The 17,315-nt window shown below is 30.1% G+C and carries 12 protein-coding genes and 1 rRNA gene; 7 read left to right on the top strand and 6 right to left on the bottom strand.

Annotated features, from left to right (window positions below):
• Both L0U72_RS09425 and pbpC read right to left on the bottom strand, forming a co-directional pair.
• Positions 1–503, bottom strand: a 16S ribosomal RNA gene (locus L0U72_RS09425); the annotation flags it as partial.
• 851 nt (positions 504–1,354) lie between these two features.
• Positions 1,355–3,700, bottom strand: a complete 2,346-nt coding sequence (pbpC, locus tag L0U72_RS09420) for a penicillin-binding protein 1C (protein ID WP_233898972.1) — start codon at positions 3,698–3,700, stop codon at positions 1,355–1,357.
• A gap of 96 nt (positions 3,701–3,796) precedes the next feature.
• On the opposite strand from pbpC, the gene L0U72_RS09415 reads away from it, so the two are divergent.
• Positions 3,797–4,750 carry a tRNA dihydrouridine synthase gene (locus L0U72_RS09415; protein WP_233898971.1) on the top strand — a complete coding sequence of 318 codons (954 nt, stop codon included), beginning with the start codon at positions 3,797–3,799 and terminating at the stop codon, positions 4,748–4,750.
• An 82-nt stretch (positions 4,751–4,832) separates the two neighbouring features.
• Here the strand turns inward: L0U72_RS09415 and L0U72_RS09410 are convergent, their stop codons facing one another.
• Positions 4,833–6,146, bottom strand: a complete 1,314-nt coding sequence (locus L0U72_RS09410; RefSeq protein WP_233898970.1) for a DEAD/DEAH box helicase — start codon at positions 6,144–6,146, stop codon at positions 4,833–4,835.
• Positions 6,147–6,336: 190 nt separating this feature from the next.
• Here L0U72_RS09410 and L0U72_RS09405 point away from each other — a divergent pair, with 190 nt between their 5' ends.
• Positions 6,337–7,119, top strand: coding sequence for an alpha/beta fold hydrolase (locus L0U72_RS09405; protein ID WP_233898969.1), 783 nt, complete (start codon positions 6,337–6,339; stop codon positions 7,117–7,119).
• A gap of 129 nt (positions 7,120–7,248) precedes the next feature.
• Here the strand turns inward: L0U72_RS09405 and L0U72_RS09400 are convergent, their stop codons facing one another.
• Positions 7,249–7,683, bottom strand: coding sequence for a hypothetical protein (locus L0U72_RS09400; RefSeq protein WP_233898968.1), 435 nt, complete (start codon positions 7,681–7,683; stop codon positions 7,249–7,251).
• A 150-nt stretch (positions 7,684–7,833) separates the two neighbouring features.
• Between L0U72_RS09400 and L0U72_RS09395 the strand changes: the two genes are divergently transcribed.
• Entirely contained in the window at positions 7,834–9,324 is a 1,491-nt protein-coding gene (locus L0U72_RS09395) for a fibronectin type III domain-containing protein (protein WP_233898967.1), read from the top strand.
• Positions 9,325–9,444: 120 nt separating this feature from the next.
• Here L0U72_RS09395 and L0U72_RS09390 read toward each other — a convergent pair whose 3' ends face one another.
• Both L0U72_RS09390 and L0U72_RS09385 read right to left on the bottom strand, forming a co-directional pair.
• Positions 9,445–10,443, bottom strand: coding sequence for a PLP-dependent cysteine synthase family protein (locus L0U72_RS09390; protein ID WP_101917321.1), 999 nt, complete (start codon positions 10,441–10,443; stop codon positions 9,445–9,447).
• Positions 10,444–10,573: 130 nt separating this feature from the next.
• On the bottom strand, positions 10,574–12,745 hold the full coding sequence (locus L0U72_RS09385; RefSeq protein ID WP_394801458.1) for a S9 family peptidase: 2,172 nt from the start codon (positions 12,743–12,745) through the stop codon (positions 10,574–10,576).
• A gap of 99 nt (positions 12,746–12,844) precedes the next feature.
• Between L0U72_RS09385 and L0U72_RS09380 the strand changes: the two genes are divergently transcribed.
• From L0U72_RS09380 to L0U72_RS09365, 4 genes are all read left to right on the top strand, one after another.
• Complete coding sequence (locus tag L0U72_RS09380) at positions 12,845–13,168, top strand: YbaB/EbfC family nucleoid-associated protein (RefSeq protein WP_101917324.1); 324 nt, start codon at positions 12,845–12,847, stop codon at positions 13,166–13,168.
• 21 nt (positions 13,169–13,189) lie between these two features.
• The gene (locus tag L0U72_RS09375; protein WP_233885273.1) at positions 13,190–13,459 is read left to right on the top strand and encodes a DUF2752 domain-containing protein; all 270 of its coding nucleotides are present in this window, start codon (positions 13,190–13,192) and stop codon (positions 13,457–13,459) included.
• 23 nt (positions 13,460–13,482) lie between these two features.
• Entirely contained in the window at positions 13,483–13,860 is a 378-nt protein-coding gene (locus L0U72_RS09370; protein WP_233898966.1) for a CCC motif membrane protein, read from the top strand.
• Between the two features lie 128 nt (positions 13,861–13,988).
• Positions 13,989–17,018 carry a DEAD/DEAH box helicase gene (locus tag L0U72_RS09365; RefSeq protein ID WP_233898965.1) on the top strand — a complete coding sequence of 1,010 codons (3,030 nt, stop codon included), beginning with the start codon at positions 13,989–13,991 and terminating at the stop codon, positions 17,016–17,018.
• The last annotated feature ends 297 nt before the right edge of the window (positions 17,019–17,315 follow it).

Below are 17,315 nucleotides of genomic sequence, written 5' to 3'. Positions count from 1 at the left end.
CGCATAGTCATCTTGTACCCATAAATGTTTAATGCAAAAGAGATGCCTCTTCTACACATTATGGAGTGTTAATCTTCATTTCTAAAGGCTATCCTCCTGTACAAGGCAGATTCTATACGCGTTACGCACCCGTTCGCCGGTCGNCCTCACTGCTGCCTCCCGTAGGAGTCTGGTCCGTGTCTCAGTACCAGTGTGGGGGATAATCCTCTCAGACCCCCTACCTATCGTCGCCATGGTAAGCCGTTACCTCACCATCTAGCTAATAGGACGCATAGTCATCTTGTACCCATAAATGTTTAATGCAAAAGAGATGCCTCTTCTACACATTATGGAGTGTTAATCTTCATTTCTAAAGGCTATCCTCCTGTACAAGGCAGATTCTATACGCGTTACGCACCCGTTCGCCGGTCGTCATCTGTGCAAGCACAATGTTACCCCTCGACTTGCATGTGTTAAGCCTGCCGCTAGCGTTCATCCTGAGCCAGGATCAAACTCTTCATTGTATATTTTAAATAATATTTAATGAATAAGTTTCAAAAGAATTTGTTCTAAATTAATAGAACGTGGTTATTCTACTCTTATTTACGCTGTCAATTTCAATATTTTCAATGAACGTAACTTGTTAGTTACAGATGAGATTTTACTCTTATCATTTTTTGTAGAAATGTTAGAATTGAACTAACTGATTTTTAGCTTAAAAATCATTCCAAAATTTCTTGCTTGATTGTTGTTTTGCTTTAATGTATTTCTTAAAGCGGTTACAAATATACATCTTTTAATTTGTTTTAAACAAGCTAAATTTAACTTATTTTAAAAAACATTTTAAATGAACGTTTATAACACCGCGATAAATATCGCTGTTATGGACTACAAACTTACGACTCTTTTTTGTGTTTTTAAGCTTTTTTATGTGTTTATTTTCAATAAATTTAAGGAGTGACTGATTATCAGGTAATTATTTTTTTTAGACTTACTTCTTGTTGTTGGCTTTTGAGCTCAAACAGGCGATATTTAGCAATAATTTTATTTTTTATAATGAGAAAACACATAGATTCCTAAGGTTTTCTGGTGGGCGAACACATAGGTTTGCCCCTACTTTATTTTTGTCCTTATATATATATAGGTGTTAAAATTTGAAGTTATTTTGATTATTGTCGTCACGAGCAAGATGCTCGCGATAGCCAATTCATAGTCGTTTGGCTTGGTTTGCAAAAATTATTATTGATTTATCAAATTATCAAAATGAGCACAAATGCCTAGCCCCGATTGACGCTTTGTTTGAGCTCTTTTTTGTTTTTCTTTTTAAAAAACAAAAAAAGCGAGTGCGGAAAGCGGGAAATTGCTTCAAAAAAAATTAAATAACGGCTATAAAGCAAATTTTCTCATTTCCTAGATTGTCTATTACTGTAATTTTATGGTTTCCTTTTTTAGGAATTATCGCCTGTTCGTGATATTGAGTCGTATTACCTATAAAAACACCGTCTAAATACCAATATAAAACAGCATCCGCACTAGTATGAGTTACTTTTAAAATAATTGGATTTAATTTTTCAACGCCTTTTGTTAGTGATATTTTAGAACGAAATTTTGTTGGAAAAACAAAACTCATCATATTGTTTTCTAACTCATTACAGCCATTTTTAAAGCTTGGTAATTCACGGTAATTTGCGTTTTTTTGCTTATAATAATGCGCCATTAAAGGAGGTAAAACAAACCAAGTTTTCGCTTTCATATTACTTACAGCTTCGCAATTAGAGGTTACTTGAAAAATTTCTGACGCATCAACTGTTATTTGCTTGTGATATGGGCAAGGCTTTGCTCTTACGCCGTTTTTAGGAATTCTCTTTATAACCGATTTACAAATTGGTAACGCCAAATATCCGCTTTTTTCGCAGATATCTTCTTCAATTAATGCTTCAAAAGGTTCTAAAAACCAATCTGATTTTGGCAACACATCAAAAACATTAAATAATAATGGACCTGCACTTCCTACACCTGTTAAATCGGGTCTTCCTTCTCCGTCAGAATTTCCAACCCAAACTCCGACAACATATTTTGGAGTTACTCCAATTGCCCACGCATCTTTATTTCCGAAACTAGTTCCTGTTTTCCAAGCTATTTTCTGAGAAGAGTCAAAATATTTCCATGATTGATCGACAAGAGGTCTGTTTACTTGAGTTAAAGTATTTAATGTTGTAAAGGCAACGCCTGCATCAATATGTGTGTAGTTTTTTTGAATTTTACCGAAATTTATTTTATCAGATTTTAAATAACTAGGTTCTAAAAATTCCCTTGAATAATATTGATGTTTTGTAGCTTCAAAATGATTTACAATACTCGCATAGCTTGCAAATGTTTTACATAAATCCCACAAACTCGCTTCTGCTCCGCCTAAAATTAATGATAATCCATAATAATCTGCCGATTTATCTATGTCATTAATATGATACGCTTTTAAATTTTCTCTAAATTTTTCTAATCCGTATGATTTTAACATTAAAACCGATGGAATATTTAAAGAACGAGTTAAGGCTTGGTTGGCAGGAACGGCACCATCAAAAGTTAAATCGTAATTTTTGGGAGTATAACCCGCTATTTCAATAGGAATATCAGCCACTAATTGTGTAGGTAAAATATCTCCTGACTGCAACATTTGTGCATATAAAAAAGGTTTTAAAGTACTTCCCGTACTTCTTGCCGAAATAAGATTGTTTACATCTTTTTGATGCGCTTTATCTGTTGGCGAGTTTCCTACATAACTTATGACTTTTCTGGTAACAACATCCAAAACTAATACAGACATATTATATACTTCATTTTGTTTTTGACGCTCATAATGTTGTTTGACTAAAGTATTCACTTGTTTTTGCAAATGAATATCTAAAGAACTTTGTATATATTTTCCTTGATGATTTTTAGCTACTTCTTGTACAAAATGAGTTGCTAAGTTTGGTAATCCGTAAGGTTTTTGAGGCAAAGTTTCTTCTAAAGCTAATTCATAAGTAATGGAATCGATAAATTTTTGCTGATATAATTTTTTAAGTAATCTATTTCTTTTCTCTTTTAATTTCTGTTGATTTTTCCCTGGATAAATTAACGAAGGAGCATTTGGAAGTACTGCCAAAGTAGCTGTTTCTGACCATGATAATTGATGCGGTTGTAATCCAAAATATCGCCAAGAAGCCATTTCTAAGCCAACGACATTTCCACCGAAAGGAGCATGAGAAGCATATAGTTTTATAATATTTTCTTTTGAATATCTAAATTCTAATCGAGTTGCTAAAACGAGTTCTTTTATTTTTTCTAGATAAGACCTACTTTTATTTTTTCTAGATAATCGAATTACTTGTTGTGTAAGCGTACTTCCGCCTCTAATTACTCGTTTTGCTTTGATATTTTCAATAAAAGCTTTTCCTATTGATATTGGATTGAAACCAAAATGCTGATAAAAATGAGCATCTTCAAATTGTAAAATACAGGCTTCAAATTTTTTAGGTACGGAGTCTAATTCAGGAAATCGCCATTGTCCATCTTTTGCGATAACAGCACCTAATAATTCATTGTTTTTTGCCGTTACAACTGTTGATGTTGGTGTTGAAAATAATTGTTTCGGCAAACACAAATAGTAAATAATGATTAATATACTCGCAATAATTATTTTTAATCGGTACTGTTTTAATAAGTTAAAAACTGTTTTCATCTAGGTTAAAAGTATATTAAATCTATTTCAAAAGTATAAAGTTTAAGGTTAAAATATCAAAGATAAGTAAGTTATATTTGCAGCTTATTAAAAATTATGAGTTTTACTTTACTTTCATCACCATTACAAGGCTTTACCGATTTTAGATTTAGAAATGCACAGCATAAATATTTCGGAGGTATTGATACTTATTACGCGCCATACATTCGATTGAATGGGAAAATGATTATAAAATCGAGTTATAAGCGTGATTTGTTACCTGAAAACAACGATACTTTAACCGTAATTCCGCAGGTAATAACAAACGATCCTGATGAATTTTTATTTGTTGCAAAATATGTACAAAGCTTAGGCTATAAAGAATTAAACTGGAATTTAGGTTGCCCGTATCCGATGGTTACAAAATCAGGAATGGGTTCTGGATTGATTTGTAATCCCGCAAAAATTGATGAAGTTTTACACAAAGCACACAACGAATCGGATATTTTAGTTTCGATGAAAATGCGAATGGGTTATGAAAATAGTGAAGAAATTTTAAACTCCTTCCCTATTTTAGATAAATATCCTTTAAAAAATGTAGCAATTCACGCACGTATAGGAAAACAATTATATAAAGGTGGTGTTGATTTAGATGCTTTTCAAAAATGTATTGATGTTGCTAAACATCAATTATATTACAACGGAGACATTACTAATGTTGCTGGTTTTAAAGCGATGCAAGAGCGTTTTCCTAGTATTAGTCATTTTATGATTGGTCGTGGTTTAATTGCTGATCCGTTTTTACCACAGATGATTAAAGAAAATACAACCGAATATCCTGAAGATAGATGGCTAATATTTGAAGCTTTTCATAATGAAATTTATCAACAATATGATGAAGCTTTATCAGGACCAACACCTATTAAAATGAAGATGTTAGGTTTTTGGGAATATTTTTCAAAGTCATTTGATAATCCGCAGAAAACCTACAAACAGATTAAAAAAGCTGGAAATCAGAAAAAATATCAAATAGCTGTAAAAGAAATTTTAAGTAATGAAAAACGTCTTTAATAGTTATTCTGTAATTAATTTATAAAAAAAGGCTATTTCTTAAATTTAAGAAATAGCCTTTTTTATTATTTTTGATTAATTATTAAGCCAAAGTAATACGTACTTTTTTATTTTTTAAACGAGTATTATTTAATTCTTCAATTAACTTTTTCGCTTCACTTACAGGAACTGCGATAAAAGCACAATCTTGCTTTAATTCAATAACTCCTAATTGTTCTTTAGTTAAGTTTCCTTTTTTAAAGAATAATCCTGCAATATCTCCTTTTGATATTTTATCTTTTCTTCCTCCTGAAATAAATAAAGTTTCCCAATAATGAGCTTTTATTTTTTGTTTATGAGAAATATCTTCATTAGGAATATTTTTAAGAAAATCTGGTAAATTTTCTTTTTGCCATTTTAAAATATATGCTGTTCCTTTTGCATTTACTCTTGCAGTTCTACCATTTCTATGGGTAAATTCTTCAATTCTTTCTGGTAATTCGTAATGAATAATATATTTCATTTCAGGAATATCAATACCTCTTGCCGCTAAATCGGTTGCAATTAATACCTGACTTGTTCCATTTCTGAATTTTATTAACGAACGCTCACGATCTCTTTGCTCCATTCCTCCAGAAAAACAACTATGTGCAATTTTATTTTTCTCTAAAAATTCGCTTACGTGATTGATGCTATCTTTTAAGTTACAAAAAATAATTCCTTGCTGATTTCCTACATGTTGTAACAATTCATGTAACGTTTTATTTTTGTTTTTAACAGGAGAAACAACTGTTTTTAAGGTTAATTGTCTTGATTTTTTTCCTGTTAAGTAATTTAATACTGTTGGTTTGGTTAAACCTACAAATTGTGGAATTTCTGTTTCTTGCGTTGCAGAAGTTAAAATACGTTTTTTCAGATTTGGTAATTGATTGATAATTCCTCTCATTTCAGATTCAAAACCAACTTCTAATGATTTATCGAATTCATCTAAAATTAACGTTTTGATACTATTTTTAGAAAAACGTTCGTTTGCAAAATGGTCTAAAATTCTACCAGGCGTACCAATTAAAATACTTGGTATATGTTTTAATTCCGTTTTATCTTTTGCCATTGAGCGCCCGCCATAAACAGCGTTTACTTTAAAACCTGTTCCCATTTCACGAATTACCTGTTCTATTTGAATGGCTAATTCTCTTGATGGTACTAAAATTAATACTTGAATATCGTTGTTTTCTGTGTCGATTAATTTCAAGGCTGGTAATAAAAAACCTAAGGTTTTACCAGTCCCTGTTGGTGAAAGTATAACTGTATTTGCATTTGTATCTATTACTGAAATTGCTTTTTGTTGCATTTCGTTTAACTCATAGATATTTAGTTTTGCTAAAATATCTTCCTGTGTTTTTACTGTCATTGCCATAATATTTGAATATCTATGAAGTTTTTTTAATAACTTTTAAAGCCACAAAGATAGGCAGTGTATCTTTATTTATCTTAAATTTAGCCTAAAAACACTGTGATATTATTTGCATCAATTTAAAAATAGGCTGATTTTACTAGTAAAGTTATTAAAATAAATTATTTTAGCCTGAATTTTAAATACTTTTAATTTGTTAAATTACTATTCTTACGAACATATAACTTCTACACAATGGGTTACATTTGTACATGGAGCAGGCGGAAGCAGCGCTATTTGGTACAAGCAAGTTCGGGAATTTAAGAAACATTTTAATGTTTTAATTTTAGATTTACGTGGTCATGGCGATAGCAAATCAATACTAAAAACGCCGTTTCAGAAAAAATATACTTTTGATGCCATTACCGAAGATATTCTAGAGGTTATTTCACATTTAAAAATTACGAAATCACACTTTGTAGGTATTTCTTTAGGAACTATTTTAATTCGGAATTTAGCTGAGAAAAAACCCGATTTAGTAAAAAGTATGATTATGGGCGGAGCAATTATCAAATTGAATTTACGCTCTCGTTTTTTAATTTTTATGGGGAACTTATGTAAATCAATTATTCCTTATATGTTATTGTATAAACTTTTTGCGTTTATCATAATGCCCAAGAAAAATCATAAAAAATCACGTTCTCTTTTTGTGAATGAAGCTAAAAAATTATATCAAAAAGAATTTTTACGATGGTTTAAATTAACCGCTGAAATAAATCCATTATTACGTGTATTTAGAATGAAAGATCTTAAAATTCCTACTTTATATATTATGGGTGAAGAAGATCATTTGTTTTTGCCTTCTATTAAAAACGTGGTCGAAAAACATGTAAAAGCTTCTTTGGTTGTTATTCAGAAATGCGGACACGTTGTAAATGTTGAAAAAGCAACTATTTTCAATACAAAAACAATAAAATATATTCATTCTATTACTTAAAATTTCAGGTAGAATTATTTATTTTTTTTGAATACCAACTATAAAAAAACTCCTAAAAATTAATTTTCAGGAGTTTTTTATAGTTTTTTTTAATTCTTATTTTAATCAGAAATAAGAAAAAAAGTGCTATTAATTATTAAATATTTTATTTACTTCATCTAATGTTAATAATTTAGATTCTGTTAAAACATCTGGTTCTCTACTTACATATTGTTGAATTTTCATTTTAACAATTCCTTGATCTCTTACATATTTAAAGTAAATAGCATCTCCATTTGCTTTAATTTGATACCTACTTCCTGTTGATTCTTCAAAACCTCGAACAATAATTTGATGTAATTTAGCAGCATCATTATCGATATTTTTAAATGAAAAAGAAACGTATTCTTTCACTGGATTATTCACATTTTTATAAAATAAATTATATGCTTCATCCCCCACTTTTTCCAGATAAACATATTCGACTTGTCCAACAACATCTATTTTTGTTTTTTCAACAAATTCAATTTGAGCAAATGATATTGCTGAAAAAAACAATGTTACTACTACGACTAATTTCTTCATAAATTTTATAGTTTATAAGTTTGATATAAATAATCCACAAGATTAACATTTATTTTTTAATATTATTACATTAATAATAAAAATTATAATTTTCAGGCTAACTTTAAAATGCTGTTGTTTATTTTTGGCATCTCAAATATATAAAATATAATGAAAAATTTTTATTCTTTTTTAATAATACTAGCGCTAGTTATTACTTCTTGTTCTTCTGATGTCGAGAATCAAGTAATATTGCCTGTAATTTCAGAAACTCAAATAAATGAAATAACAGCAGAAACTGCTTTATTATCTTGGAGCGCATCAATCTCTGATAAATCTACTCTAAAATTTGATATTTTCTTAGAAAACAAAAAAATAGCGGATAATATAACTTCTAATTCTTGGATTTTTAATAATTTAAGTGAATCGACAAGTTATTCAGGAAAGCTATTGGTAACGAGTAATTCAGGAGAAATTGCTGAAAAAGAATTCTACTTTATAACTAATAGAAATCCAACACCTTCTGATGTTAATCTTTTAATAACAGATATTACGACCAACAAAGCTACACTAACATGGTCTGCTTCAAATATTGAAGATAATTCGAGTATATTATATGATGTATATGTTAATAACGAACTTAAACATGAAGATTTAGATGTTTTAACCGTTAATTTAAATAATTTAAATCCTAGTAAATATTATAAAGTAAAAATTATAGCCAAAAGTAATAAAAATAAAATTTCTACTGTAGAAAAAGGATTTAATGCATTAGGAGTACCTCCTTCTCGTTTTCCTTTAGTAATTAATAATGACGATGATGATACAGATAATTTAGATCCTCATTGGTTAATGATACAGTGGACACCACCAACTGTTCAAGACGGATTTACTTATAGTTACTCGATTATTTTAGATGATAAAACTATATTTCATTCTCTTACTGATACAGCTAGTTCTTGGGTATTTACAACTTTAAATGAAGGACAAACCTATACGTTTAAAGTGATTGCAAATTCAGATAATGGAGCTTCAACTGAAGAGACTATTACTTTTACAACAATTGTACATCCTAATCTTTCTGATTTTGATATTATGGTTGACTCTTTTACAAATACTACCGCTAATATTACTTGGACTCCATCAACTTATCCTAATCATACATCATCGATTAATTATGACATATACCTTAACGGAAAGCAACAAAACCCAAAATTATCAGCTATTTATGGGACTAATTATAACTTTACTGATTTAACACCTAACACAGAATATATCGTAAAAATTATAGCCAATAAAATAGTAGGTCATCCTGTTAAAACATTAAATCGAGAAATTAGATTTACTACAGAAAAATCATACCAAACACACCCTACTTTAACTGTTACTGAGGCTGTTTTATACACGCCTAGTAGTCAATATTTCAGTAATCAATTGAAAATAAAATTTTCGGATTCAATAAGCGCTATCGATTTTGATAAAGTTAGTATAGGAGGTATTATTATAAATAACTTTATGACCTACAGTACAGCTATTATGAGTAATACTTTTTCTTCAGAAAATTACAATAAAATATTATTTAATAATACTGGATATGTACTCATTACAGAGAATGGCGTAACTTATAAAGTTAAATTTGATATTGTTGAAAAAACAAATTAAGTTTATTTGATAATACCTGTTTTTTAAACAAAAAAGGAAGGATAGTTTATAAGCTATCCTTCCTTTTTTCGCTTGTGTTAAATAATTAATTTTAACTTTTTTTAAACCTCAACGAAAGAATTATTCTAAAAAACCTTGTGCTTTCATCCAAGTATCTGAATAAATTTTATTCATATAACGAGAACCGTGGTCAGGTAAAAGTACCACAACAACACTATCTTTGTCAAAATATCCTTTTTCATTATATTGTTTGGTCGCTTGTAAAACAGCGCCAGAAGTATATCCGCAGAATAACCCTTCTATTTTTACTAATTCTCTTGATGTAAGTGCGGCATCTTTATCTGATACTTTTTCGTAGATATCAATTACATCAAAATCAGTGGCTGTTGGAATTAAATTCTTTCCTAAACCTTCAATTTTATAGGGTGATATTTCATTTTCATCAAACTCACCTGTTTCATGATATTTTTTCAAAACAGAACCGATGGCATCGACTCCTAAAACTTTTATCTTCGGATTTTTCTCTTTCAAATACTTTCCTGTACCCGAAATCGTTCCGCCAGTTCCGCTTGCAATAACCACGTGTGTTACCTTTCCTTTCGTTTGTTTCCAAATTTCAGGACCTGTACTTTTATAATGTGCTTCTATATTTAGCTCATTGAAGTATTGATTGATATAAATAGAGCCTGGATTTTCTCGATGTAATCTTTTGGCAACTTCATAATAGGAACGAGTATCATCTGGTGCAACATTTGCAGGACAAACATGTACCTGAGCGCCCATTGATTTTAACATATCAATTTTATCTTGTGATGATTTATCACTCACTGCTAAAATACATTTATAGCCTTTGATAACACTAATCATTGCTAATGAAAAACCTGTATTTCCTGAAGTTGTTTCAACAATGGTATCTCCTTTTTTTAAGATTCCTTTTTTCTCGGCACTTTCAATAATATGCAATGCGATTCTATCTTTAGCCGAATGTCCAGGATTAAAAGCTTCTACTTTTGCGTAATAGGTTCCTAAAAAGTTTTTTGTTATTTTATCTAGCTTTATCATAGGGGTTTGCCCTATTAAATCTAAAATTGAATTGGTAATTCCTTTATGTCTATTCATTATTATTTTAAAATAAGAAAGCGTCATTGTAAAACAAACAAAAGTTTATCTTGTGCAGATTACTTCGTTATTTTTACAATGACGCTTGCACTAAATTAGCTACAAAAGTATCATTATTTTTTTAATATTTTTATAACTTATCCTCTAACATTAAAAAGAAGCTGTATTCTTCAGCGGTTTCTTTTAAGGCATCAAACCTTCCAGAAGCACCACCATGTCCAGCTTCCATGTTGGTATGTAGAAATAATAAATTATCGTTTGTTTTCATATCTCTAAGCTTTGCAATCCATTTTGCAGGTTCCCAATATTGCACTTGACTATCGTGTAATCCTGTGGTTATTAAGATATTCGGGTATGCTTTTGGTGCTACTTGATCGTATGGCGAATATGATTTCATATAGTCATAATATTCTTTTTCGTTTGGATTTCCCCATTCGTCATATTCACCTGTGGTTAATGGAATCGTATCATCTAACATCGTTGAAATTACATCTACAAAAGGCACAGCTGCGATAATTCCGTTATATAATTCAGGGTTCATATTAATAATTGCTCCCATTAATAAACCACCCGCAGAACCACCCATCGCATATAAATGCTTTGAAGACGTGTAATTGTTCTCAATTAAATACTTAGAACAATCTACAAAATCGTTAAATGTATTTTGCTTGGTTAGCATTTTACCGTCTTCATACCAATCGCGTCCTAAATACTCGCTTCCTCGAATGTGTGCCAACGCATATACAAAACCTCTATCAAGCAAACTTAAACGTGTTGTTGAAAATCCATCAGAAATTGTATGCCCGTAAGAACCGTACGCATATTGTAAAATAGGCGTGTCTTTGGTAAGCTTCGTATCTTTATGATGTACTATTGACAACGCCACTTTTTTACCATCACGAGCTGTTACCCAAATACGCTCGCTTACATAATTATTTTTATCAAACTTCCCTCCTAAAACCTCTTGTTCTTTTTTAATTTCTTTGGATTGATCTCTCATATTAAAATCAATCACAGAACTTGGTGTAGTCATTGAATTATATGAATAACGAATTACATCAGTATCAAAATCTGGATTTCCGTGTACTCCTGCCGAATAGGTTTCTTCCGAAAAAGGTAAATAATAATCTTCGGTATTATCCCAACGTTTAATACGAATTTTATTTAAACCGTTGGTTCTTTCTTCTAAGACTAAATACTCTTTAAAAATTGAAAAATCTTCAAATAGAGTGTCTTCTCTATGCGGAATTACATCCACCCAATTTTCTTTGGTTGTTTTATCTTCAGGAGTTTTCATCAACTTAAAATTCGTTGCTCCGTCTTTATTTGTTTTGATGTAAAAATGATTTTCGTAATGTGCGATATCATATTCTAAATCACGCTCACGAGCTTGAATCATTCTAAAAGTTCCGTTAGGATTATCAGCCTCTAAAACTTGATATTCATTAGAAACCGTACTATACGAACCCATTACTAGGTATTTTTTCGATTTTGTTTTGGTGATAAAAGTCCCGAATGTTTCATCTTTTTCTTCAAAAATTAATACATCATCAGCCGTATCAGTTCCTAAAATATGTTTGTAAATTTGTGAACTTCGTAACGTTTCAGGATCTTTTTTGGTATAAAAAATTGTTTTATTATCATTAGCCCAAACTGCGCCACCTGTAGTATTTTCTATTTTATCAGGATAAATTTCGCCTGTTTCTAAATTTTTTATTTGAATCGTATATTGACGACGACTTACCGTATCGGTTGCAAAGGTTGTTAATTTATTATCCGAAGAAATACTTAAACCACCTAATTGAAAATAATCGTAGCCTTTTGCTTCATTATTTACATTAAACATAATTTCTTCAACGGCTTCTAAAGAGGCTTTTTTACGGCTATAAATGGGATATTGCTGTCCTTTTTCGTAGCGTGTACTGTAAAAATAACCATCTTTTTTATATGGAACAGAGCTGTCATCTTCTTTAATACGCCCTTTCATTTCTTGAAATAATTCTTCTTGAAAATCCTTGGTATGTGTTGTTTCTTGCTCGTAAAATGAATTTTCAGCATTCAAATAATCGTACACTTTTTGAGTTTGTGCATCTTTGATTTCGGCATTTTTTTGTGCATCTGTTAAACGCATCCAAAAATAATCATCGACACGTTTATCTCCGTGAATTTCTAATGTTTTTGGTTGTTTATCAGCAATAGGTGCTGTTATATTCTTTTTATTCATGTCTTTTGTTTTGCAATCAACAAAAATAAGACTAATAGCGACGGCAATAAACATAGAAAACGATATTATTTTTTTCATTTTAATTTTGATTTGATTTTGATTATTTGTTTTGAGTAAATTACTTGTTAAAATAGTATTTTTGCTTAAAATAAAGTTTAATTTAAAATAATCAATAAAATGTTTGGAGATATTTCAGGAATGATGAGCAAAATAAAAGATGCTCAAAAAAATGTAGAAGCAACAAAAAAGAGATTAAACACCGTTTTAATTGATGAACAAACCGCTAACGGAAGTTTAAAAATTACGATTACTGCAAATAGTGACATTAAATCAATTGCTATTGATGAATCTTTATTGAGTGATAAAGAAGAGTTAGAAGATTATTTAATTTTAACGTTAAATAAAGCATTAAAAAAAGCGAAAGAAATCAATGAACATGAATTAGCCGTTGCCGCTCAAGACGGAATGCCAAATATTCCAGGAATGGATATGTTCAAATAAATTTTGAATCTAGAAGATTATATGTTTCCATGCCTAAACAAAAAATTCTTCGGTGTTGATTGTTTAGGTTGTGGTATTCAACGTGCTTTCATATTGGTTATTCAGGGTGATTTTATAACCGCTTTTAAGATGTATCCAGCTATTTATACGCTATTATTAGTAGGCGTATTAATTGTTATCAACTTCTTTTTTAACTTTAGATACGCTCAAAAAATAATTAGTATTTTAGCTATAATCAATGTGATTATTATTGTTTTGGGTTATGTTATAAAAATGAAGGAACTAATTTAAAAGACTATTTAAACTATTAAAAGATGGAAAAAGAGATAGAAAAAAGTATGGAAAAAGGTATTGAAAAAGAGATGAAAGAGAATTTACCAAATTCTACAACATCGTTAGTATTAGGAATTTTTTCGATTCTTACTTGTTTTTGTTATGGAATTATAGGATTGCCTTTGGGAATTTTAGCGATTATACTAGGTAATAAAGCCGTGCAAATAGACAATGATAATCCAGAAAAATATAACGGTGTTAAAAATGCAAGTACAGCTCGAATATTAGGACTTATTGGTATGATTTTGAATATTATTTTTATCGGATATGTAATTTGGTTTTTGAATCAAATTGGTTGGGATACTTTAGGAGATGCCGAATTAATGATGGAAAGAATTAATGAATTAAAGAACGAATAAAAAATAGAAAAAAATAGAATTGACTAAAATTTAGTTTTAAAAAAAGCAACCTATCATTATGGTTGCTTTTTTTTGATGAGAAATATTGATAAAAAATACTGTAATTTCGCAGGCTATTTTCAAAAGGCATGAAAGACGAAAAAAACTGGTTACAATATTATAAGAATAGTTTATCTGATAGCGAAAATTTAGCGATTGATATTTCTAAGATTAAAAATTTATTTCATCAAAAAACAGCTGATTTAAGTAATGGAATTATCAATTCAAAAAAAGCCAATGAACTATTAGATATCGAAGAAAGACGCATTAATCGCTTAAAAGGAATTACTAAAAAAGAACATCCTACGTGGTTTAAACTTCAACAAACGAGTGTTTTATTTTCGCTTTTTAATTTAGAATACCAAACAGATTATCAAACAGAAAAAAAACGTATAATTCATCCTTTTTGGATAATTGCAACGGTAAATCGTTCGGGAGAATTATCAGCACCCAAAGAATTATTTCCATTAATTGTCCGCAATTATTTAACACCGATTGCCGATATTAAAAATGATTTTATTTTTTCAGAAATTGACACTATTTTAAATGCTCAAGATATTGAAACGCCTGAACCAACATACGAAGATGAGCAAATTTCTTGGGATGACTATTGGACATATATCCATCAAATTTTCACACAAATTACGGGCAATACTTTAAATCATTATAAAACTCAAGACTACCACACCCATTATGAACTCACTTATTTTGCGGTAAGTTCCAAAATTTCTACGGCGAAAAGTATTCTTTTTTTGTATGAAAATTTATTAAAAAATGAAGAAACAAAAGAGACAGCATTGCCTGTTTTATCAAAAATAATTGACCCATTTTTTAGTACTGAAAACCGAAAAAATCCTGTTACCGATGCCGATTTCTTAAATTATAATCACTTGCATTTAGGACAAATGTCCAATAAATTTCCATTATCGATAAGCCAACGAAAAACGTTATTATCTTATTTGATTTCACCAGAAAATACGATTATGGCAGTAAATGGTCCTCCAGGAACTGGAAAAACAACGCTGTTACAAAGTTTAGTTGCTACCGAATTTGTAAAATCAGCCATAAAAGGAGAAGATGCACCCGTAATTTTAGCATGTTCAAACAATAATCAGGCGGTTACCAATATTATTGATAGTTTTATCAATTCAAAAAGTTCGTTAGATGCTTTAGCTATGCGTTGGATTCCTAATTTTAACGGATACGCTACGTATCTTCCATCAAATTCTAAGAATGAAAAAGGACTTAAAAACATCAACTTTTTAAAAGGAAATTTATTTGGTCATCAAGGAACTTTGTGCGATTTAGAAAACGATACTTATCTTGCTGATGCCGAGTATTATTTTCTAACAAATTATTGTCATTATTTTGATACAGAAACAAACTCTCTCGAAGATGTTTGCAATGATTTACAAGATGAAATTATCACGATTCAGAATACGTTAATCGACGGCGTTAATTTTTCAAAAGATTATATAAATAGTATTAATTTCATCAATACGATTCTAGTAAATAAAGCGGATTTTATTCAAAAAGATGCGTTTAAAATTTCAAAATTAAAAGAATGGCGTACGGTAATAACACGTCTAAAATCAACTATAAATAAAAATAATTTTGCTGCTAAAATAATTCAATATTTTAAAATTGAGAACAGTATTTCTATCGCTAATAATACAGCTACTACATCTGAAGTTATTTTTAAAATATCCGAAGAAACAAGTAACGATTATGATAAAACTGTTTTCTTTATCAAAGAATGTATTGGAAATTTAAACCTTGCTTTACAGGCTAATTTAAAATTAAAAAACTGGAAATCAGAAAATAAAATTAGCGGTTTCCCTGTTATTTCTGAAGCAAAAATGTGGGAAAATGAGTATGAAAAAATAAATTCAAACGATAATTCTGCACGTTTTTTTTATGATGAATTAGACATGGAATTGCGTCATAAAGCATTTTTATTTTCGGTTCATTATTGGGAAGCACGTTGGTTGGTTGCTACAAAAGACGCTCTTAAAAATGATACAGAAAAAGGCACGGGAGAAAATGCGATTAAAAACAAATGGAAACGCAGAGCGATGCTAACGCCTTGTTTTGTAGCGACATTTTACATGGCACCGAGTCATTTTTTATACAGTCAATTTATGGGAGAAGACGAGTATGGAAAGCCGATTTTCGAGTATCTTCCACTCTATAATTTTTTAGATTTTTTAATTATTGATGAAGCAGGTCAAGTAACGCCCGAAGTTAGTATTCCTGTCTTTTCGCTAACAAAAAAGGCGTTTGTTATTGGTGATTTAAAACAAATCGAACCAATTTGGGCTATTCCAAGAAAAATTGATATTGGTAATTTATCGAATTTACATCTTCTTCATGAAAAAGAAAATAATAAAAAAGAGGAAATTTATTTGAATGAAATCGGTTTTTTAGCCTCTAGCGGAAGTATTATGAAGATGGCTCAAAATGCGTGTGAATTTGAAACCTTTTTAGCAGAACAAGATCAAAAAGAGCGAGGATTGGTCTTGTTAGAACACCGAAGATGCAACGATGAAATTATTAATTTCTGTAATGAACTCGCCTACAACGGTATTTTAAAACCGATGAAAGGTGTCGCAAAAGAGCATCAAATTTTCCCTTCGATGATGGCATATCATATTGAGGGAGTTAGCGAGCAAAAATTCAACAGTCGTTATAATATCAGTGAAGTAAAAGCGATTATTACGTGGTTACAACAACATAAAGAGCAAATTCAAGAGGCGTATAATGTTGTTGATATTGAACATATTTTAGGGATTATTACGCCCTTTTCGAGTCAAAAAGGGGAATTATCAAAAGCCTTAACCCAAGCGGGTTTTAATGTCAATAAGATAAAATTAGGAACGGTTCATGCGTTGCAAGGTGCGGAACGTAGCATTATTTTATTCAGTTCGGTGTATACAAATTTAGATGAAGGAACGTTATTTTTCGAAAAAGATAACAAGCCGAATATGTTAAATGTAGCGGTTTCCAGAGCAAAAGAGAGTTTTATTTTATTTGGTGACACTCGAATTTTTGATGAAACAAAAAACACACCATCAGGTATTTTAAAGAAGCATTTACAAATTCATGAAATGAAAAAATAAATTATACTTTTTTTTTGAAGCTATTTCCCGCTTTCCGCACTCGCTCTTTTTTTTGAAGAAAAATCAAAAAAAAGGAGCTCAAACAATTGCTTCAATCGGGGCTAGGTCTATTTACTAAGTTTTGGTTATAACTATTTATTTCAATATTATTTTAACTACAATTCAGAAATAAGCGGTCAAATATTTAGGTCTGTTTTTATATCAAAAAATTGTATCGAGAACTTTTAGAGCCTGTTTAAATTTCATCAAAAAAAAGTTTTATAGCATGAAACAGAAAATCGAATCCGTCAAACTGAA

This window comes from Tenacibaculum piscium (assembly GCF_021390755.1).
GTDB lineage: Bacteria > Bacteroidota > Bacteroidia > Flavobacteriales > Flavobacteriaceae > Polaribacter > Polaribacter piscius.
Note: the sequence above shows the minus strand (reverse complement) of the source record. Positions and strands in the feature narration are given on the sequence as shown.

Excerpts from the sequence above, each read along its gene's own strand:
- pbpC (WP_233898972.1), bottom strand. The coding sequence starts at position 3,700 with ATGAAAACAGTTTTTAACTTATTAAAACAGTACCGATTAAAAATAATT.
- L0U72_RS09415 (WP_233898971.1), top strand. The coding sequence starts at position 3,797 with ATGAGTTTTACTTTACTTTCATCACCATTACAAGGCTTTACCGATTTT.
- L0U72_RS09410 (WP_233898970.1), bottom strand. The coding sequence starts at position 6,146 with ATGGCAATGACAGTAAAAACACAGGAAGATATTTTAGCAAAACTAAAT.
- L0U72_RS09400 (WP_233898968.1), bottom strand. The coding sequence starts at position 7,683 with ATGAAGAAATTAGTCGTAGTAGTAACATTGTTTTTTTCAGCAATATCA.
- L0U72_RS09395 (WP_233898967.1), top strand. The coding sequence starts at position 7,834 with ATGAAAAATTTTTATTCTTTTTTAATAATACTAGCGCTAGTTATTACT.
- L0U72_RS09390 (WP_101917321.1), bottom strand. The coding sequence starts at position 10,443 with ATGAATAGACATAAAGGAATTACCAATTCAATTTTAGATTTAATAGGG.
- L0U72_RS09385 (WP_394801458.1), bottom strand. The coding sequence starts at position 12,745 with ATGAAAAAAATAATATCGTTTTCTATGTTTATTGCCGTCGCTATTAGT.
- L0U72_RS09380 (WP_101917324.1), top strand. The coding sequence starts at position 12,845 with ATGTTTGGAGATATTTCAGGAATGATGAGCAAAATAAAAGATGCTCAA.
- L0U72_RS09375 (WP_233885273.1), top strand. The coding sequence starts at position 13,190 with ATGTTTCCATGCCTAAACAAAAAATTCTTCGGTGTTGATTGTTTAGGT.
- L0U72_RS09370 (WP_233898966.1), top strand. The coding sequence starts at position 13,483 with ATGGAAAAAGAGATAGAAAAAAGTATGGAAAAAGGTATTGAAAAAGAG.
- L0U72_RS09365 (WP_233898965.1), top strand. The coding sequence starts at position 13,989 with ATGAAAGACGAAAAAAACTGGTTACAATATTATAAGAATAGTTTATCT.